The following is a 19,187-nucleotide window of genomic DNA, read 5'->3' as shown; positions in this document are numbered from 1 at the left end:
AAGCGGCGGAGACTGACGGGCGGGTCGACGCTCGTGGCCTCATCGGCTGAGCAGTTGCCAGTGCAGTGCCCACGGCACGAATGCCGTTGCCGTTGCGAGCAGGACGACGGTGTGCCGCTGCAGTGGTGCGGTGAGCTGGGTGCGCGCCCGCCATGCCGAGAGGGCCAGGATCACGGCGAGTGCGGGGACCGCTACGGCCAGGCCGTGTAGGAGGAGCCACGGCAGGGGTTGGCCGAGGGTGAAGGAGGTCGGCGGCCGGCTGCCACCCGTTGCCAGGATCGCTACGACGTAGGTCACGGTGCCCAGAGTGGTCACCAGGCCGAGAGCGGACAGCGCCCGTGCTGCTCGGCGCGCTGCTCGGTCGGCATCGGATGGCTTGCGGCGCAGGATCATTCGGGCGAGCGCCGTGAGGGGATAGGTGGCGAAGCCGAGTAGCAGTACCGCTAGGGCCGCGTACTCGAAACCGGGGTGGCCGCCCGGGGCGTGGCTGGGGGCCGTCTGTGGGGGAGGGGTGGCTGCGCTGGTGGGTGGTGGCTGGTCGGCGGCGACGGCGTGGATCCAGTCGGTCATGACGTCGGTGTAGCCGGGGTCGAGAGCGCCCAGGGGCTTGCCCTCGAACAGGTCGCCGCCGACCTTGTCGAAGCCGTCGGTGGTGCGGTGGCCGTTGTGTCCGGCGTTCGGCACGAAACGTGTTGTCACCGAGTTGTTTTCGGCGGATGCGAGTTCGCGCTGATAGATCGCCGCGCTTTCGGCGGCGGGGACCTTGACGTCGTGGTCGCCCCACAGCGCCAGCACGGGCACCCGCACCTGCCGCAATGCGGGCGCCGGGTCGTAGTCCGCTGCCGGGAATACGCCCAGCCCGTCGACCACGGCGGCGCCCGGGCCGCTCACCGCGTCCGGTAGGCGGCCCGAGACGCCGTGGTGCCGTGCCAGATTCGCCAGCAGCCAGGTCTGGGTGCGCAAGGGGGTCAGGCCGGATCCGCCGATGGTGACCACGAATCCGACTGTCGCCGAGCGGGCGGCCGCGAGCGTCGCCACCCAGCCGCCCTCGCTGAAACCCCACAGGCCGACGTGTCCGGCGTCCACATCGGGCCGATCCCGCAGCAGCCGCACTCCGGCGAGCGCGTCGTCGGCCAGCACCGAGAAGTCGCGGTGGGTGGTGGAGTATCCCGCGGTGCGCTTGTCCACCACCAGTGTCGTGATGCCCGCCTGGGCGAAAGCGACTGCCTCGGAGTGATATTCGGCCCGAGGTCCCGGACCGGATCCGCCGATCAACACGATTCCCGGATGTCGCCCCGCGCCCGCGGGCCGATAGACAGCGCCGTGCAGGGTCACGCCGTCGCTGTCGAACGTCACCTGCTCCTGCCCGAGGTCCGGCTGCCCGGGCTGCGCGGCGGCCTCGCCGCCACCGAATCCGCAGCACAGCAGTACCGCCATCGCGACCATCATCACTCGCATGCCGAAAACGTAGGGCCGTCAACCGCTTCTGGGCATCGCTCCACGGTACCGATGCCCTTCACCCTCCGGTACGGGCCGAACCGAGCCGCGGGCCTGCGCGACCGCCGCGGTTCGATCCCTTCGTTCGAGTGTGCCCGAATGTTGCGAAACATCGCAATTTGCAGGTCATTTCATATATCTCAGCGTTCACCGCTCGGAAACACCCGGATGACGACGCGGATACGGATCCCTCCAATTCTGTAGACCGCATGCCCGGATGAGAAGAGTTGAGCTTGGTCGTCTATCTGCTACGCCGTTTGGTTCAGGCGGTGATCACCGTGTTCGTGGTGGTCTCGTTGGCCTTCGCGCTCGGGCGCCTCACGGGTAGCCCGGCGGCCACCCTGCTGCCCGAGACCGCGACCGAGGCCGATATCGCGGCGCTCGACGCGAAACTCGGCTTCGACAAGCCGCCGTTCACCCAGTACCTCGATTACCTGCGCGGAGTGTTTGCCGGAGACTTCGGCGACTCCTACCGGCAGCAGGGCACTTCGTCGATGGCGATCGTCGGGGAGCGGCTGCCCGCCTCGCTGCAGCTCGGGACGGCCGGATTCGTGCTCGGCATCCTGCTCGCCTTCCTGGCGGTGCTCACGGTGCATCTGAGCGGCATCCGGTCGCTGCGCGGGGTACTGCTCGGGCTGGGCGCGGCACGACTCGCGGTGCCGGACTTCCTGTTCGGTCTGCTGTTGGTGCTGCTGTTCTCGGTGACCTTGGGTTGGCTGCCGTCGCTGGCGAGCGCGAATCCGCTGTCCATCGTGATGCCGGCCGTCACCATCGCCACAGCGCAGTTCGTCGTCTACGCCCGGCTGCTCGACAATTCGCTGACCACCGAGAGCACACAGGATTACGTGCGCACCGCCTATGCCCGCGGCGAACGGCGCTCGACAGTGGTGCTGCGCGACGTGCTGCCGAACGCGCTACTGCCGGTCCTGACGGTTTCGGGCATCAATTTCGGCACTCTGCTGGGTGGGTTGGTGATCGTCGAAAGCGTCTTCGCCTGGCCGGGTCTGGGCCAATTGATGCTCACCTCGGTCTTCAGCCGGGACTTTCCGGTCGTGCAGTCCGGACTGGTCGTCATCGCGACCATCTTCGTCATCGTCAATCTCGCCGTCGACATCCTGTACGGCTTCGTCGATCCGAGAGCGAGAGTCCGATGATTCGATCCTTCTTCGCCCGCATCAGTTCGGCTCGCGATATCGCCGCGCTGCTCGGCGTCGTCATGATTCTCGTGGTCGTGCTGTTCTCGCTGCTGTATCCCGTCACCGACGGTTACAGCCCGTACTCGCAGCAGTTGGCGGACGCGTTCACCCGGCCGTTCACCACTGCGCGATATCCCCTCGGCACCGATTCACTGGGCCGGGACCTGGCCAGCCGCCTGGCGCTGGCGGGCCGGATCACGCTGGGTCTGGTCGTGGTCATCGTGGTGGTCAACTCGGCCATCGGGGTGATCATCGGCACCGTCTCGGGCTACTTCCGCGGCGCCCTGGACAGCCTGCTCATGGGGTATGCCGATGTGCAGCTGGCGGTTCCGATGAGCCTGGTCATCATGGCGCTCTCCGCGGTGCGCGGACCGAGCGTCGGGCTGATGGCCACGATTCTGGGACTCACCTTCTGGGTGGGGTACGCCCGCGTCGGACGCTCGGTGGCGCTGGGTCTGTCCACGCGCGACTTCGTCATCGCGCCGCGGCTGCTGGGAGCGAGTGCGAGCTGGGTGATGCGGAAGCACATCGTGCCGCACGTGCTCGTGCCGGTGGGCATTCTGGCGACCGCTGATCTGGGGAACGTGATGATCATGATCTCGACGTTCGACTATCTCGGGCTCGGTGTTCAACCACCCACTCCCAGTTGGGGACTGATGATCACCGACGGCCAGAAGTATGTCCGGCAGGCGCCCTTCCTGACGATCGTTCCGGCGGTCGCGCTGCTGCTCGTCATTGCCGGAACCCTGCTGATCAGCCGGCGATTCACCGCAGAGAAGCGCGGACCGCGCCGGGCGACCGGTGTTCGGGCGCCTTTCCGGAAGGCGGTGACGGCATGAGCGAGAACCGATCCCACGACACCGGTCCGCTCCTCGAGGTCACCGATCTCACCATCGGCTACGTGACCGAATCCGGCGAACGGGTGGTGCTCGTCGACTCCGTCTGCCTGCGCCTCGAGGCGGGTGAAGTGCTCTGTCTCGTAGGCGAATCCGGCTCCGGCAAGTCGGTGACCGTGCTCGCCGTGCTGGGTCTGCTCACGCCGCCGCTGACCGTCTTCTCCGGCAGTGTGAAGTTCCGCGGGCGTGAGCTGGTCGGGGCGGACGAGACGACCCTGCGTCGGCTGCGCGGGGCGGAACTGGGGATGGTGTTCCAGGATCCGATGACCTCGCTCAACCCGGTGCGCCGGGTGGGGACGCAGATCGAGCGGGCCCTCGCGATCCATCAGCGTCTCGACGCCAAGACCCGCCGCCGGCGGGTCGTCGAACTGCTTGCCGAAGTCGGTATTCCGCAGCCCGAGCAGCGCTCCCGCGCCTATCCGCACGAGTGGTCGGGCGGCATGCGGCAACGCGCCGTCATCGCGATGGCGATGGCGAACGATCCGGCGGTGCTGATCGCCGACGAGCCGACCACAGCCTTGGACGTGACCATTCAGGCCCAGTTGATGGACGTGCTGGCGACGGCTCGGGCACGCAGCGGAGCGGGCATGGTGCTGATCACCCACGATCTCGGACTCGTCGCTCAGCACGCCGACCGCGTCGCGATCATGTACGCGGGCCGGGTCGTCGAGACGGGCACGGTCTGGCAGGTCTTCGACGACGCCACCCATCCGTATACCCGCGGGCTCCAGCGCAGCCTGCTCGGCCAGGCGGGTGCCGAGACCAAAGGCCGCGCCTACGCCATCCCCGGGTCGCCGCCCGCGCCGGCAGCTCGTCCGCGCGGCTGCGGGTTCGCGCCGAGATGCGAATTCCCCGGAAAGGGCAGCGAGTGTGCCACGGCCACACCGGTGCTCGTCGCGTCGAACACCGGTCACGCGATCGCCTGCCCGCCCGCGCGGGCCGTCACCGGACAGGAGGCATGGTCATGAATCCGACCGCTGTTCCCGAAGCCGTCATCCGGGTCGAAGACCTCGCGGTGACTTTCGACATTCGTCGCGGACTGCGCCGATCTCGAACACTGCGCGCCCTCGACGGGATCACCTTCGAGGTCCTTCGCGGCGAAACATTCGGTCTGGTCGGCGAATCCGGAGGCGGCAAGTCCACGCTCGTGCGCACCCTGTTCGGGATCAACACCCCGACCGCCGGGCGCGTCTGGATTCTCGGCCGGGACCTGCGCACCTTGTCGCCGCGAGCCCGGCGGGCACTGCGGAACAGGGTGCAACTGGTCTTCCAGGACCCGTACTCCTCGCTCGACCCGCGCATGACCGCGCACGACATCGTGGCCGAACCGCTTCGCATCGTCGGCGGATACTCCCGTGAGCGGGTCGTGGAACTCCTGGACCAGGTCGGGCTCACCGCGGATGCGCTGCCGCGCCGCCCCGCCGAGTTCTCCGGCGGGCAACGGCAACGCCTCGGCATCGCACGCGCGCTCGCGCTGGAACCGGAGGTCCTCGTCCTCGACGAACCGGTCTCCGCGCTCGATGCGTCGGTGCAGGCGCAGGTCATCAATCTGCTGCAGGACCTGCAGGAGAGGCTCGGGCTCTCCTATCTCTTCATCGCGCACGACCTTTCGGTGGTCCGGCACATGGCCGACCGGGTCGGCGTGCTGCATCTGGGAAAGCTCGTCGAAATCGGCGAGACCGAAGCGATTTTCACCGATCCCAGCCATCCCTATACCCGCGCGTTGATCGCGTCCGCACCGGTCCCCGATCCCCATCGGCGTGACGGTGACGCCGCGGTGCTCGTGCGGGGCGAGATGCCCGATGCCGCGAATCCGCCGAGCGGGTGCACATTCCGCACCCGATGCCCCGACGCGCGAGCCGAGTGCGCCGAGCGGGAACCCCGGCTCACGCCGCTCGACCCGGCCGACACGCTCGATCTGCTCGGTCGTACGGGTCACTCGGTCGCCTGCCATTTCCCGGCATTGCCGACCCGACCCGCGAAATCCCTTTCCCTTCTCAGTGATTAGGAACACCAGTGAGATTCAAGATCCCCGCCGCCATGGCCGCACTGACCGTCGTGGCCGCCTCCATGGCGCTGACCGGCTGTGCTCCCGCCGGCAGCTCCGGCGCCTCGGGCAATGCGATCGTGGTGGGCGCGGTCGCCGAGCCCGAGCATGTCCCCGACCCGATCGTCGACGGCTCGCTGGCGGGCTACAACTATTACTTCGCGGCCTTCGATCAGCTGGCCCGCTTCGATGACGACGGCAAGATCACACCGCTGCTGGCCACCAGCTGGGAGCCGAATGCCGACTTCACGAAGTGGACGTTCACGATTCGCGACAACGCCAAGTTCCACAACGGTGAGGCGGTGAAACCGTCCGATATCGCCTTCACCTACAACACGATCAAGGCGACGCCGTCCGGCGACCCGGCCTCCTATATGGAGATGTTCGAGTCCGCGGCCGTCGGACCGCAGAACACCGTCGTGTTCACGCTGAATGCCCCGTACGCCGCGTGGCCGACCATTGTCACCGGCGTCTCGATCGTGCCCGAAAGCGTGTACACCAAGCTGGGTTCCGCCGGTTTCGCCGCCGCGCCGGTCGGCTCGGGTCCGTTCCAGTTCGACCACTACACCCGCGGTGTCGAGTACGTGGTCAAACGCAATCCGAACTACTGGGGTGCGGCGCCGGCCGTGGAGAAGGTGACCTTCAAGACGGTGGCCGACGCCGACGCCCGCCTCAACGGAGTGCAGTCCGGCAGCCTGGATGTGGCGCTCATCGCGCCGAATCAGGTGTCCGCGCTGGGGGGTTCGTCGAACGTCACCGTCAAATCCAAAGTGTCCAACGGCGTCACGTTCCTGGGCATGAACTCGTCGGGCGGACCGCTGGCGAACGAGAAGGTACGCGCGGCCATCGCGGTGGCCATCGACCGTGAGAGCATCGTGAAGAACGTGCTCGCCGGAAAGGCGACGGTCGACAATCAGCTCATCGCGGCGAATGTCGGCGGCTACGACCCGGCCTATCCGCGAGCCACGTACGACCCGGCCAAGGCCAAGCAGCTGGTCGCCGAGTCCGGCTACACCGGCCAGGAGATCCCGTTCCAGTACGCCACCAACGGCCGCATCCCGCTGAGTTCCGAAATTGCGCAGGCGATTCAGGGCGACCTCGCCAAGGTCGGCATCAAGGTCACCCTGCAGGGCACCGATCAGGGCAGCTTCTCGCAGATCATCTACGGCACCAAGACCGCGAAGGGCCTGTACCTGAACACCTACGCGCCCTCGACGCTGGACGGTGACGCACCCGTGTCGTCCATGTTCGGCGGCCAGCAGAACGACTACGCCATGCTGCCCGCCACCGCCGCGCTGGTCGCCAAGACACGCACGGTCAGCGGGCCGGCCCGGATCAACGCCTACCGAGAACTGTTCCAGTTCAACGATGCTCGGGCACTGCTCGTCGGCCTGTACACGCCCGACACGAACTACGCGGTGAACCCCAAGCTGAACTGGACGCCGCGGGCCGACGGCATGATCACCGTGCACGCCGCGACCTTCCGGACCGCCGCATGACCGACCTGGTCATCGGCAACGTGCACCCGTGGGGCGGGCAGCCGGTCGACCTGGTCATCGAAAACGGGGTAGTGGCAAAGGTTTCCGATGTATCGGCGACCGGGCCGGCCGACCATGCGACCGCCGCCCGCACGTACCTCGATGGTGGCGGTCGGCTCATCCTGCCCGCACTCTCCGACGTCCATCTGCACCTGGACTCCAGCTGTCTCGGCCTGCCCGTCCGCCGCTACACCGGCGGGCCCGGCCGCTGGGGCCGGATCATGAACGATCGGGAGCACTGGCGATCGGCGGAACGGACCGTCACGGAACGGGCTTCGTTCACCCTCGCCGTGGCGGTCGCCAATGGCGCCACCCGGATCCGCACCCACGCTCAGGTGGATGCCGACTCCGGGTTGGACAAGCTCGAGGGCGTACTGGCGGCGCGGGAACGCTACGCCGAGGTCGCCGATGTACAGATCGTCGCGTTCCCGCAGGTCGGGATTCTGCGTGAACCCGGCGTCGTGGGACTGCTCGACGCGGCGCTGCGGGCGGGCGCGGACCTCATCGGCGGCATCGACCCGTGCGAGATCGATCGTGACCCGGTGCGCCACCTCGACGCCGTCTTCCTGCTCGCCGAACGGCATCAGGTCGATGTCGACATCCATCTGCACGAGGCCGGCGAGCTCGGGTTGTTCACGCTGTCGCTCATCCTGGAACGGGTCGAGGCGCTCGGGATGCAAGGGCGGGTGACGATTTCGCATGCGCGGTGTCTCGCGAGCCGCCTGCCCGGCGTCGCGGCGGCGATCGCCCGCCTCGCGGCGAACGAGGTGGCGATCACGCATGCCGCGGGCGGGAACGGCTGGGAGCTGCCGCTGCTCGAGTTGGCGGCGGCCGGGGTGCGAGTCGGGGTCGGCATGGACGGCCAGCGTGACTTCTGGTCCCCGTACGGCAACGGCGACATGCTCGATCGGGCCTGGCAACTGGCCTTCACCAACGGATTCTCCGGCGATGCGGAGATCGAGCACGCGCTCGCCATCGCTACCTGGGGCGGTGCGGGCGTGATCGATCGCCGCCTGGGCGTCCTCGACCGGCTCGGGCTGCACCCCGGGTTCGAGCCGGGGGATCCCGCCGAATTCTTGCTGGTCGAAGCGCTCAGCCCGACCGAGGCCGTGATGGATCGGCCTGCTGAGCGGACCGTTGTGCATCGTGGGGCGGTCATCGAAGTCGACACGGCTCTGGAGGGTTTCGAGTGGCCCGGCGGGAAGGGGAGGTGAGCGTGCGTCGCGCCATCCGGGCAGCGCATGTGCTCGCCCATTCGGGGGACGGGCATGTGCTGCTGGACAATGCGGAGGTCGTGGTCGACGGGACGCGCATCCTCGCCGTCGGGCCGCACGGCGCGGCGGCGGTGGACGAGGTGGTCGATCTGGGCGAGGCCCTGTTGATGCCAGGATTCATCGACCTCGACGCGCTGACCGATATCGACCACGCCCTGATCGACTCCTGGCAGTCACCCGAGCTCGGACTCGGGCTGCAGTGGTCCCGCGACTATGCCGAGCAGCGGCGGCGAGCGGTATTCGACAGCGCCGAACGGGCTTTCATCCGCGAATACGGGTTCGTCCAGCTGCTGCTGCACGGCGTCACCACCGCCATGCCCATCGCCTCGGAGGTGCACAGCGACTGGGCGGAGACCTTCGACGACGCGGTGGCCATGGCCGGGACCGCCGAACGGCTGGGGCTGCGTGTCTATCTCGGGCCGAGCTACCGGTCCGCGGTGAATGTGGTGGACGACGACGGGACCCGCTCCCTGTATTGGAACGAGGCGCTGGGTCTCGAAGGATTCGACGGGGCCGAACGATTCTTGGATTGGGCCCGCCGCAACCCCTCCGATCTGGTGCACGGCGTCCTGTTGCCCTGTCGCATAGAGACACTCAGCGAAGATCTGCTGCGGCGGACCGCGAAGCTCGCCACCGAGACCGGGGTGCTGGTCCGATTGCACGCGCTGCAGGGGCTCACCGAACGCAGTCTCGTGCTGGAGAAGTTCGGTGCGCCTCCGCTCCAGGTCTTGGAGCGCACCGGTCTGCTCGGTCCGAAACTGCTGCTGCCGCACGGGATCTACGTCGACTCGCATCCGCTCGTCGGCCTGGGGACCGATGTCGACGTCGCGACTCTGGCCGGCGCGGGCGTCACGATCGTGCACTGCCCGCTCACCTCGGCGCGCTACGGCGCGGCCCTGGACAGTTTCGAGCGCTATCGGGCGGCCGGAGTCGGTCTCGCACTCGGCACCGATTCCTTTCCGCCCGACCTGATCCGGGGCATCGACACCGGCGTCAACGTCGCCAAGGTCGCCGCACACCGCCTCGACGCGGCCCGCTACGGCGACTACCTGACCGCCGCGACGCTGGGCGGCGCCACCGCCCTCGGCCGCCCCGACCTCGGTCGAATCTCGGCGGGCGCCACCGCCGATCTGGTCGCCTTCCGGCTCGGCGACATCCGTGACGGCGTCCTCGACGATCCGATCCGCACCATCTGCATGAACAGCACGGCCCGCGCGGCGACCTTCTCGATGATCGCCGGCCGCATCGTCATGCGCGACGGCGAACTGCCGGGCATCGACCTACCCACCATGGCCCGCCGCGCCCAATCCCTGTTCGACCGCATGCGCCAGGCGTACTCCGAAAGGGACTATCTGCGCCGCAACCCCGACGCCCTCTTCCCGTCATCCTTCCCCCGAACGCGGTTCACCGCCTGAGCGAATGCGGTCAGGAACTGAGGTCCACTTCGGTGCCGATGCCGTCGGCTCGGGCCTTGTCGATGATCAGGCGGGCGGTGGCCAGGTCCTGGAGGCCGATGCCGACGGAGTTGTAGAGGGTGATGTCGGTGTCGGTGGTGCGGCCGGGGGAGGTTCCGGTGATGACGTCGCCCAGTTCGGTGGTGACCGCGGAGTCGGGGATCGCGCCCTCGGCGATGGCGAGGAGGGTGTCGCCGGATTTGGTGAGGGTGGTGGCGATCGAGTCGACTATGACGCGGGAGCGGCGCATGGCCTCGCCGTCGACCTCGCGGTGGTCGTTGCGTGGGGGCGCGCCCACCGCGTTGACGTGGAGGCCGGGGGTGAACCAGGCGCCGTGCACGATCGGGTCGCGGGACGGGGTCAGGGTGCAGAGGATGTCCGCGGCTCGGGTGACCGCCTCGGGGGTGTCGAGGGCTTCGATGGTGAGGTCGAGATCGGCTACGGCAGTGCGGAATTCGCCGATGGTCGCGGCGGTGCGGGACCAGACGTAGACGGTGTCGAGGGCGCGGACGCGGGCGATCGCGCGGGTGTGCTCGACGGCCAGGTTGCCCGCGCCGATCACGCCGAGGGTCGAACTGGCCTGGCGGGCCAGGTATTTCGTCGCGACCGCGGTGGCGGCGGCGGTGCGTACGGCGGTGACCAGCCGGCCGTCGATGAGGGCCTCGCAGCCGCCGTGCTCGGCCGAGGTCACCACGATCACCGATCGCTGCACCGGCAGCCCGCGGGCTCGGTTGTCCGGCAGATCGGCGAGTAGTTTCACGGCGGCCGCGCCCGCGGATTCGGCGGCGGCGGCCATCGGGATGAACGCGGCCCGGCCCAAGGACATGGCGGGCGGGGCGGGGACCACCGCGGTGCCGCGGGCGAGGTCGGCGTGTGCGCGTTCCACCGCCGCGAGCACCTCGCCGCGGTCGAGCACGGCGCGCACATCGGAATGCGACAGGATCAGAGTCAACGGTGCTCCTCGAGAACGGTTGCGGGTCAGAAGGTTCGGGCGAACGCGACGGTCAGGTCGCGGGGGGAGCGGCTGTTGCCGACCAACCCGCTCACGGCGACGATCGCGATCAGATAGGGCAGCATCACCAGCAGCGCGAACGGCACGTGCAGACCGAGCGCGGGGAGCGCGAACTGCAGCGCCTGGGCGATACCGAAGAACACCGAGGCCAGGACCACCCCGAGCGCCCGCCACCGTCCCGCGATCACCGCCACCACGGCCAGATAGCCGATGCCGCCGGTTATGTTGTCGCTGAAGGAATGCACCTCCGACAGCGCGAGCTGCGCGCCGCCCAGACCGGCGGCCACCGCGGCCACCAGGACACAGCCGTAGCGGACCGCGCGCACCGGAAGCCCGGTGCGATCCGCCGCCACGGCATCCTCGCCGATGGCGTCGACCACCAGACCGAGCTTGGTGCGCCGGGCGAACACCACCGCGAGCACGGCGACCAGCAGCATGCACAGATAGCCGAGCGCCGTCTGCCCGAACAACGCCGGCCCGACCACCGGGATGTGGTGCAGCAGCGGAATGGGCAGCGGGTCGAAACCCGGAGCGCTGTGCCCCTTGCCATCGGCGAGCAGCAATCGTGCACCGTAGGTGGTCGCGCCCAGCGCCAGCGCATTGCTCGCGATTCCGACGACGATCTGGTCGGCCCGCAACGCGACGCTCCACACCGCTTGCACCACACCGAAGATCGCCGCCGCCGCGACGGCCGCGAGCGTGCCGAGCACCGGCGAACCGGTGGAGACCGCGCCGAGGACACCGGCGAACGCGCCGGTCAGCATCATCGCCTCGAGACTCAGATTGAGCACTCCGGCACGTTCGCTGACCAGCTCGCCACTGGCGGCCACCAGGATTGGTAGGGTGAAACCGATTCCGCTGGTGGCGATATCGGTGACAGTGTCGAGACTCATCGCGTCGCCCCCGTCAGCTCCGGCATGGAAACATCCTGGGTGTCGGATGTTTCGACCTTGGGGCGTCGCGTGGTCCAGATGGCCGCGCCCGCGATGAACACGATCATCAACGACTCCACGACCGAGACCGTCGAAGCGGGCACGTTCGCCGCCAGCTGCAGGTTGATGCCACCGGAGACCAGGAACCCGAGTAGCATCGACACCGCGGCGACCGCGGTGAGCGAGCCGCGGGCCAGCAGCCCCACCACGAGTCCCGAGAAGCCGTAACCGGAAGAGAATCCCTCGGCGAGCACGAACGGTGCTGTCGCGACCAGCAATCCGCCCGCCAGGCCCGAGAACGCGCCCGCTCCGGACAAGCTGAGAAAACGCAGCCGATCGACGGGCAGGCCGAGCCGGGCCGCCGCGTCGGGATTGCGCCCGACCGCGCGCAGCCGGGTGCCGAGTGCTGTGTGGCGCACCATGATCGCGGTACCGACTGCGGCTGCCAGCGCGATCCACAGCGCGATGGTCGCAGGGGAGCGCGGGATGCCGAGCAATGGCAGATGCGCTGCGGAAGTCAGCGGTTCGGACTGTGGCAGCGTCTCGGAGGAGGTGACCGGCTGGCGCAGCAGCGCGGGCTCGTGCACGACCAGCAACACCAGGGCCAGGCCGACGAAGTTCAGCAGCAGCGTGGTGATGATCTCGCTGGTGCCGCGCCGCACCCGCAGATACGCCGCGATCGCCGCCCACGCCCATCCGGCGGCCGCCGCGCCCGCCAGCACCGCGGGCAGCGTGACCGCGGCGGGCGCGCCGGTCAGGGTGGTGCCGATCGCGGTGGCGGCGATACCGCCGGCGCAGATCTGGCCCTCCCCACCGACATTCACCAGTCCGGCGCGGTGCGCGATGGTGAAGCCGACCGCGACCAGCATGAGGGTGGCGGCCACATTGAGGGATGCGCCGACCGCGTAATTGCTGCCGAACATCCCCTCCCACAAAGCCGTCACCGCGGTGCCGGGTGCCGCACCGGCCGCGGCGGCCAATGCGAGGCCGATCAGCCCGGCGGCGACCATGGCCGCGGCGGCGGCCACGATCGGCCGGTATGCCGTGACGCTCATCCGGCGACTCCCATCATCAGTTCACTGATCTGCTGTGCCGCAGCGGGATCGGCGGTCGACACCGGCCCGGTGAGCGCGCCCCGGTAGGCGACGAACACCCGGTCGCACAGCGCCAGCAGTTCCGGCACCTCGCTGGACACCACGAGCACCCCGCAGCCGTCGGCCGCCGCGCGCCGCAGCCGGGTCAGCACGAAATCCACCGCCCCGATATCGAGTCCCCGCGTCGGCTGGGCGGCGACCAGGCAGCGCAGGTTCTCCGTCGACAGCTCACGCGCCAGCACGACCTTCTGCTGATTGCCGCCCGAGAGCGACCCCATCCGCACCCACGGCCCGGCGGCCCGCACATCGAAACGCTCGAGTTCGGCCTGCGCGGCCCGGCCCATCGCCCGCTTGTCGAGCAGACCGAAGCGGCGGAAGCGGCCCAGCCTGCCCAGGAACAGGTTTTCGGCGAGGGACATGTCGGCGATCATCGCGTCGCGATGCCGGTCCTCGGGGACGACGCCGAGTCCGAGCCTGGTCCGGCTCGCGGGTGTGGCCGCGGTGATGTCGCTGCCGTCCAAGGTGATTCGGCCGCTGTCGGCCGGAGTCGCGCCGGACAGCACGCTCACCAGTTCGCTCTGGCCATTGCCCTCGACCCCGGCGATGCCGACGATCTCGCCGGGCCGCACCGCGATCGCCACATCGTGGAGCGCGGTGCGGCCGTCGGGGTGGTCGACGCTGAGCGCCGCCACCTCGAGGACCGCGGGCCCGCTTGCCGGCTTAGGCGAATGATCCTGTCGGACAACAGCAGCCGAGGCCGTATCGATGCCGAGCGTGGCCGCGACGGTCGGGTCGAGGTCGGCGGGGCTGCGGCCGACCATCGCGGTCAACAGCTCCGACACCGTGGTGCCCGGCAGCCGCCCGCCGCCCGCGACGGTGCCGCGGCGCAATACCGTCGCGGCATCGGCGACCCGGGCGACCTCGCCGAGTTTGTGCGTCACCAGCACCACCGCCTTGCCGTCAGCGGCGATCGCGCGGCAGGTGTCGATCAGTGCATCGATCTCGGCCGGATCCAGGACCCCGGTCGGTTCGTCGAGCAGGATGAGCGAGGGATCGCGCAGCAACGCCTTGACGATCTCCACCTTCTGCCGCGCGCCGACCGGCATGGCGGCGACCCGCTGATCGAGATCGATACGCAGCCGGTAGCGCTCGGCGATGTCGTCGAGCCGGACGGCGAGTTCACCGCGGCGCATCCGCCATCCGCTCTGGGTGAGGGCGAGGTTCTCCCCGACGGTCATGGTGGTCACCAGGCTGAAGTGCTGATGCACCATCGCCACTCCGGCGGCCATTGCCGCGGCCGGTGAATCGGGTTGAAAAGTCATGCCGCCGAGCGACATTCGACCGGAATCGGGTCGGTAGCCGCCGAATACCAGATTGCACAGCGTCGACTTGCCCGCGCCGTTCTCGCCGAGAACGCAATGCACGGTGCCCTTTTCGACGGTGACATCGACCCCGTGCAGCGCCCGGACCGCGCCGAAACTCTTACCGAGGCCCTGCAGGGCCAATGCCGGATCGCTCATCTCAGTACGGCTTGACCGCGCCGGTCGACAGCGCCGTCTCGGCCTTGGCCAGCGCGTCGGCGGTGCTCTGGTCGCACAGCTTGAAATCCGTGCCGTGGTTGGGCGAGGTGAGCCCGAACTTCACGTTCTCGGCCTTCCAGGTCCCGTTCACGGCGGCATCGACGGCGTATTCGACCTCGGCGCCGATGTCGGTGTGCACGTAGCCGAGGTAGGCGGGGTTGGTGCAGTCGCCGGGGACCGGGCCACCGATCATCGCGGTATTCGACTGGGCCGCAGCCTGTTCCATGCCCGCCTTGCCCAGGTTGACGATCTGTCCGAGCGCACCCGCGCCGGCGCCGTAATCGGCCAGCGCGGCCTGCTTCGCCTTGGCCGGATCGTTGAAATCGCCGACGTACTGCGGGGTCAGCACCTTGATGTCGGGCTTGGTGAAGCGCGCCCCGTTGCCGTACGCGGTCGCGGCATTGACGATCGCGGGAAGTTCGACGCCGCCGACGAAGGCGACCGTGCCGGTCTTGGATCCCGCCGCAGACACCGCGCCGCTGAGGAATTCGGCCTCGGCCTGCTGCGGGTCGTAGTACGCGAGGTTGGACAGCGGCTTGGCGTCGGCGGGGCCGCCGATCTCGACGAACTTCACGTTCGGGAACTGCGGGGCCACCTTGCGCACGTCGGCGTCGGTCTGCCCGCCCAGCGAGATCACCAGATCGTTCGACGAGGCGAAGCGCACCAGCGCCTGCTGGTAGTCCGCGGCCGCGACCTGCTCGACCTTGCTGAGTTCGACCTTGCCGCCGAGGCTTTCGGAGACGCGCTGGTATCCGAGGTAGCCGGACTGCATGAAGCCGGTGTCCGACAGCGAGCCGGGGAAGAACACACCGACCTTCAGCTTCCCGCCGGAGGAAGCGGTGTCGGCGGAGCCGCAGGCCGACAGGACAGCGGCGGCGGCGAGTGCGGCCGAGCCGAACGCGATCGCGCGTCGAGTGGACTTGTGCACGGGGGGACTCCTTGCTCGAACGTTCCGCCGACTTAGCGGTATACCATTAGATGATGAGCGTGGTTTCCCCATGTGACGTGCGGATTACCGAAACGTAAGAAATCGTGACCCACTTCGCGGGCCGCTACCGTGGGAGGCGTGTGGGAGCGGAAGGACGGTGTCGTGGCGCAGGAAACGACGAAGAAGTCGCTGCGGGATCAGGCCTATGAGGAATTGCGGGACCGGATCATCGATCTGCGGCTGAGTCCCGGCCAGCGACTCGTCGAACGAGACCTGGCCGCGGAACTGGCGATCTCCCGCATCCCCTTACGCGAGGCGTTGCAGATGCTGGAACGCGAAGGGCTGGTGGTGATCGTGCCCCGGCAGGGCGCGATCGTCGCCCCGTTCACCGTCGCCGACGTGCGCGACCTGTTCGACGTCCGGGAGAGCCTCGAAGTGCTGGCGGCCCGGCTCGCCGCGGAACGCGTCACCACCGCCGACCTGGCCGTGCTGCGCGACCAACTGACCGCGGCCCGCGACGCGACCGCCCGCGGCGATCAGGCCGCGATCGCCGCCGCCAACGCGAGCTTCCACGCCGTGATCGTCGATATCTCCGGTAACCCGCTGCTGCAATCCCTGTTGCGCCCCTTGGAATCTCGGGTCCGCTGGCTGTTCCACCTCACCAAGGAACGCGACCCCGGCACGCAATGCGAGGAACACGAACTCCTCTACGCCGCCATCGCCGACCACGATCCCGCAGCCGCCGCCGAAATCGCCTACCGGCACGTCGCTTCCGGCCGCGAACCCAGCATCGCCCTGTCCGAACAATGGTCGATGCCTGCCATCGACCCGGTCACCGCCACCCGCACGCGCCAGCGCATGCCGCAACGCGACTCGATGCGGCTGGTGCGCGGGGAGGCGTAACCGGTCAGAGAGCCGGGTCGCCGTAGGCGGCGGCTACTTCCTGGGAGGTGCCCCAGCGGCTGTAGGTGGGGGATTGGGGCCAGTCGGTGGGGGAGTCCTGCCACTCTTCCTGGCGGCCGTAGGGGAGCAGGTCGATGAGGGGGAAGGTGTGGGTGAGTTGTTCTACGCCTCGGCCGTTGGTGTGCCAAGTGCGGTAGACGGTGTCGCCGTCGCGCAAGAAGACGTTGACGCCGAAGCCGCCTGCGGGTGGGGCGTCCATATCGGTGCCGAAAGGGCTGTTGGCGGTCGAGTACCAGGGCATTTTGTTGCCTACTCGGCGTTTGTAGGCGAGGGCTTCGTCGATCGGGCCCTGGGTGACGATGACGAAGCGGGCGTCATAGTTGTCGAGGAAGTTCAGGCGGGTGAACTGGGCGGTGAAACCGGTGCAGCCGGGGCATTGCCATTCCTTGCCCTCGAACCACATGTGGTTGTAGACGATCAGCTGGGATTTGCCCTCGAAGATGTCGGCGAGGGCGATCGGGCCCGCTTCGCCCTCCAGGGTGTAGGCGGGGAGTTCGACCATGGGGAGGCGGCGGCGTTGGGCGGCGATGGCGTCCAGTTCGCGGGTGGCGGCCTTCTCACGGGTGCGCAGGGTTTCGAGTTCTTTGCGCCAGGTGGCGGCGTCGACTATCGGTGGCAACGGGTGGGTGCTCACGGGAGGTCCTCCTGACCGGCTCACGGATTGCGTGTTGTAGGCAGAGACGGTGGGGGCTCGCCGAATTCATCGGTGCCGCGCGATCGGGTCCGGATCAGTTGGCGCGGTTCGCGTAATCGTGGGGGAGCTTGCCCGGCGGCCGGTCGATGACGGTGTCGTCGTCGGGGCTGCGGGTTTCGAGGAACGTGATGTGGCCGGTGGCGGCGACCAATGTCTGCGGGTAGGTGGGGCCGCGGTTGCGGGCCGCGGTGATCTCGGGGGTGTTGTCCTCGTAGCGGCCCAGCGTGAATTCGGGGTAGTCGAGCATCCACTGCGGGTAGCAGATGGTGGTGTGGACGCGGCGTTCCCCGAGCCAGGCGATGACCACGGTGACCGTGCCGGTCGGTTCCACCCAGGCGAGTTTGAACATGTCGTCGCTGAGTTGCACGATCTTGGCCGGCTGTGCGGTGGACCAGCGGCCGAACATGGGGCCCATCAGGCAGCGGAAGGCGACGGTGTGCGAGTTGCGGACGTAGAGCTCGTACTTCCAGCCGTTCTCGTACGTATAGATCAGGTGCTGTCCGACGATGCCCGTCAGGTCACCGGCCCAGGCCGGTATGGTGGCAGCTTCTTCGGCGCTCATCGTGCACTCCTCTCGGCCGACCTGCATCGAGCCCCGGGTGTCCCCGGCCAGCCTATCCGCTGATCACGCCGTTTCGAGGAACCCCGGCGGACCGCCGGGCCCGCGGGGTCATGCCGACCCCGCGGGCGCGGCGTTGCGCGCACAGCTCGACGAGCAGGTGTTCAGCTCGGTGCCCGCTCTCGCCGTGCCGGATGACCGGCAGCGACGCGAGCTGTACGCGCTACTGGAACATGGAGCGTTCCAATGGCATTCAGCTGTTCGCTGCCGCCCCCGCCGGGATGCTCGCCGCGGGCGGGCTGATGAACCCGTCCGCCGTGCCGACCACGGCGCCGACGCCCGCGCCGAGAGCCGCGAACGGTACGGCGACGAAGGCATAGCCGAGGGCCGCTCCCACCACCGGAACCACCACGAGACCGATCGGTGCGAAGGGGAGCCCGGCGACGAGTCCGGACACGGCGCCGATCACAGCGCCGACGGAGGCGATCGGGCTCGCGGCGGTGGCGCCGACGGCCGCGCCGATCGCCGCATCGCCGATCACCTTCTTGGCGACGTGGGTCGCCCGCGGTTGATCGACCCCGGCCGCCTGGAGCGCCTGCGCCAGAACGGCTTCCGCGTTCGCCGAGGCGGTGTTGATCTGCTGCGTCTGCTCGGCGGTCAGGAAGAACGGCTGCTCGAGCCGGACGGTGCCGATCTGGATGGCCGAATCGGGGATGGCGTCGGCGGGCTGGACGGCCGCCGCCGGCTCCTCCGCGAGTGCGGGTCCGGCACCCAGCAGGGTGAGGGACAGCGGAAGGGCACTGACGACAGCCAATTTGGCGGCGCGCCGAAATGCCGGACGAACGGGACTCTTAGCCTGGGCACTGCCCATAGGTGACCTCATTCCGTAGTTTCGATGCCGTTCGCATCTTCATTCGGAACCGGAGGCCGCACGGATCGTCCGGATCTCGGAACTATCGCCCGCCGTGGCCCATTCGCGGGCCGGGGCCACCCCAGTTGTGGTGGCCGTGATGGCCGTGGTGCAAGAGCACCAGCATGCCCACGATATAGAGCGCGGCGAACACGACGAGCAGTGCACCGCCGATCCACAGGGAGAGAATGCCGAGGTAGCGGGCTCGGCCGGAGGCGTACCGGGCCCCGTCGGCGTCGCCTTCGCTCCACAACGGGAAGACCTCGAGGGCGTGGGTGAACGCGGAGAACGACAGCGGCCAGAAGAACAGCAGGGAGGCTACGGCCCAGCCGATATTGTTCGGTGGGCGGGTCGCCGTTTTCTGGATATTTGCGGTCGGGGCGGGCGCCGGGAGTTCGGTGGTCCGGGGCTCGTCGGGTGTGGCGGCCGGGTCGGGTGCGGTCATGGCGGAATCCTTTTCGAATTTGCCTGGTCCGCGAGGTTTCGCGAACCCTGTGAGATCGATTACGACACCGTTGTCTGGTAGGTGGCCGAGAACCGCCGGTGAGGTCCCTGCGTAGCTGGACACGGCTGCGCGGGCACCGCGGAATATCACCGCTGCACCGGACTGGCT

18 protein-coding genes are annotated in these 19,187 nt (G+C 68.7%); 8 read left to right on the top strand and 10 right to left on the bottom strand.

Translation table 11 applies throughout. From position 1 onward, the window contains the following. Positions 1-39: 39 nt before the first annotated feature. Complete coding sequence (locus ACYVKL_RS12880; protein WP_379162609.1) at positions 40-1,458, bottom strand: alpha/beta hydrolase family protein; 1,419 nt, start codon at positions 1,456-1,458, stop codon at positions 40-42. 266 nt (positions 1,459-1,724) lie between these two features. Between ACYVKL_RS12880 and ACYVKL_RS12875 the strand changes: the two genes are divergently transcribed. From ACYVKL_RS12875 to ACYVKL_RS12845, 7 genes are read left to right on the top strand one after another with little or no spacing between them, the layout of a single operon-like run. After that, positions 1,725-2,651, top strand: coding sequence for an ABC transporter permease (locus tag ACYVKL_RS12875; RefSeq protein WP_379162606.1), 927 nt, complete (start codon positions 1,725-1,727; stop codon positions 2,649-2,651). Next, positions 2,648-3,532 carry an ABC transporter permease gene (locus ACYVKL_RS12870; protein WP_379162603.1) on the top strand — a complete coding sequence of 295 codons (885 nt, stop codon included), beginning with the start codon at positions 2,648-2,650 and terminating at the stop codon, positions 3,530-3,532. The genes ACYVKL_RS12875 and ACYVKL_RS12870 overlap by 4 nt, the downstream gene beginning before the upstream one ends. After that, positions 3,529-4,557 carry an ABC transporter ATP-binding protein gene (locus tag ACYVKL_RS12865; protein WP_460771902.1) on the top strand — a complete coding sequence of 343 codons (1,029 nt, stop codon included), beginning with the start codon at positions 3,529-3,531 and terminating at the stop codon, positions 4,555-4,557. Before ACYVKL_RS12870 ends, ACYVKL_RS12865 begins: the two co-directional genes overlap by 4 nt. Beyond that, complete coding sequence (locus ACYVKL_RS12860) at positions 4,554-5,597, top strand: ABC transporter ATP-binding protein (RefSeq protein ID WP_460771900.1); 1,044 nt, start codon at positions 4,554-4,556, stop codon at positions 5,595-5,597. The genes ACYVKL_RS12865 and ACYVKL_RS12860 overlap by 4 nt, the downstream gene beginning before the upstream one ends. An 8-nt stretch (positions 5,598-5,605) precedes the next feature. Next, positions 5,606-7,135, top strand: a complete 1,530-nt coding sequence (locus ACYVKL_RS12855) for an ABC transporter substrate-binding protein (protein WP_379162600.1) — start codon at positions 5,606-5,608, stop codon at positions 7,133-7,135. After that, entirely contained in the window at positions 7,132-8,388 is a 1,257-nt protein-coding gene (locus ACYVKL_RS12850) for an amidohydrolase family protein (protein ID WP_379162597.1), read from the top strand. Before ACYVKL_RS12855 ends, ACYVKL_RS12850 begins: the two co-directional genes overlap by 4 nt. Then, complete coding sequence (locus ACYVKL_RS12845; RefSeq protein ID WP_379162594.1) at positions 8,385-9,863, top strand: chlorohydrolase family protein; 1,479 nt, start codon at positions 8,385-8,387, stop codon at positions 9,861-9,863. The genes ACYVKL_RS12850 and ACYVKL_RS12845 overlap by 4 nt, the downstream gene beginning before the upstream one ends. A 10-nt stretch (positions 9,864-9,873) precedes the next feature. On the opposite strand, the gene ACYVKL_RS12840 is transcribed toward ACYVKL_RS12845, so the two are convergent. The 5 genes from ACYVKL_RS12840 to ACYVKL_RS12820 are packed head-to-tail and all read right to left on the bottom strand — an operon-like array spanning position 9,874 to position 15,448. Then, positions 9,874-10,854, bottom strand: coding sequence for an ornithine cyclodeaminase family protein (locus ACYVKL_RS12840; protein WP_379162591.1), 981 nt, complete (start codon positions 10,852-10,854; stop codon positions 9,874-9,876). Positions 10,855-10,880: 26 nt separating this feature from the next. Further along, positions 10,881-11,807, bottom strand: a complete 927-nt coding sequence (locus ACYVKL_RS12835; RefSeq protein ID WP_379162588.1) for an ABC transporter permease — start codon at positions 11,805-11,807, stop codon at positions 10,881-10,883. Continuing rightward, positions 11,804-12,901 (bottom strand): ABC transporter permease, encoded by a 1,098-nt coding sequence (locus tag ACYVKL_RS12830; protein ID WP_379162585.1) that lies wholly within the window; start codon positions 12,899-12,901, stop codon positions 11,804-11,806. Before ACYVKL_RS12830 ends, ACYVKL_RS12835 begins: the two co-directional genes overlap by 4 nt. Further along, the gene (locus tag ACYVKL_RS12825) at positions 12,898-14,460 is read right to left on the bottom strand and encodes an ABC transporter ATP-binding protein (protein WP_379162582.1); all 1,563 of its coding nucleotides are present in this window, start codon (positions 14,458-14,460) and stop codon (positions 12,898-12,900) included. Before ACYVKL_RS12825 ends, ACYVKL_RS12830 begins: the two co-directional genes overlap by 4 nt. 1 nt (position 14,461) lies before the next feature. Further along, the gene (locus ACYVKL_RS12820) at positions 14,462-15,448 is read right to left on the bottom strand and encodes a BMP family protein (RefSeq protein WP_379162579.1); all 987 of its coding nucleotides are present in this window, start codon (positions 15,446-15,448) and stop codon (positions 14,462-14,464) included. Positions 15,449-15,586: 138 nt separating this feature from the next. Between ACYVKL_RS12820 and ACYVKL_RS12815 the strand changes: the two genes are divergently transcribed. Then, the gene (locus tag ACYVKL_RS12815; RefSeq protein ID WP_379162576.1) at positions 15,587-16,351 is read left to right on the top strand and encodes a GntR family transcriptional regulator; all 765 of its coding nucleotides are present in this window, start codon (positions 15,587-15,589) and stop codon (positions 16,349-16,351) included. Positions 16,352-16,355: 4 nt separating this feature from the next. Here the strand turns inward: ACYVKL_RS12815 and ACYVKL_RS12810 are convergent, their stop codons facing one another. From ACYVKL_RS12810 to ACYVKL_RS12795, 4 genes are all read right to left on the bottom strand, one after another. Next, positions 16,356-17,045, bottom strand: coding sequence for a DUF899 domain-containing protein (locus ACYVKL_RS12810; protein WP_379162574.1), 690 nt, complete (start codon positions 17,043-17,045; stop codon positions 16,356-16,358). A 94-nt stretch (positions 17,046-17,139) separates the two neighbouring features. Continuing rightward, positions 17,140-17,667: a phenolic acid decarboxylase gene (locus ACYVKL_RS12805; RefSeq protein ID WP_379162572.1), complete on the bottom strand. Its 528-nt coding sequence runs from the start codon at positions 17,665-17,667 to the stop codon at positions 17,140-17,142. Positions 17,668-17,917: 250 nt separating this feature from the next. After that, positions 17,918-18,478 (bottom strand): hypothetical protein, encoded by a 561-nt coding sequence (locus ACYVKL_RS12800; protein WP_379162570.1) that lies wholly within the window; start codon positions 18,476-18,478, stop codon positions 17,918-17,920. Positions 18,479-18,617: 139 nt separating this feature from the next. Further along, positions 18,618-19,019: a CD225/dispanin family protein gene (locus ACYVKL_RS12795; RefSeq protein WP_379162568.1), complete on the bottom strand. Its 402-nt coding sequence runs from the start codon at positions 19,017-19,019 to the stop codon at positions 18,618-18,620. Positions 19,020-19,187: the final 168 nt, after the last annotated feature.

Source organism: Nocardia tengchongensis (assembly GCF_054781395.1).
Note: the sequence above shows the minus strand (reverse complement) of the source record. Positions and strands in the feature narration are given on the sequence as shown.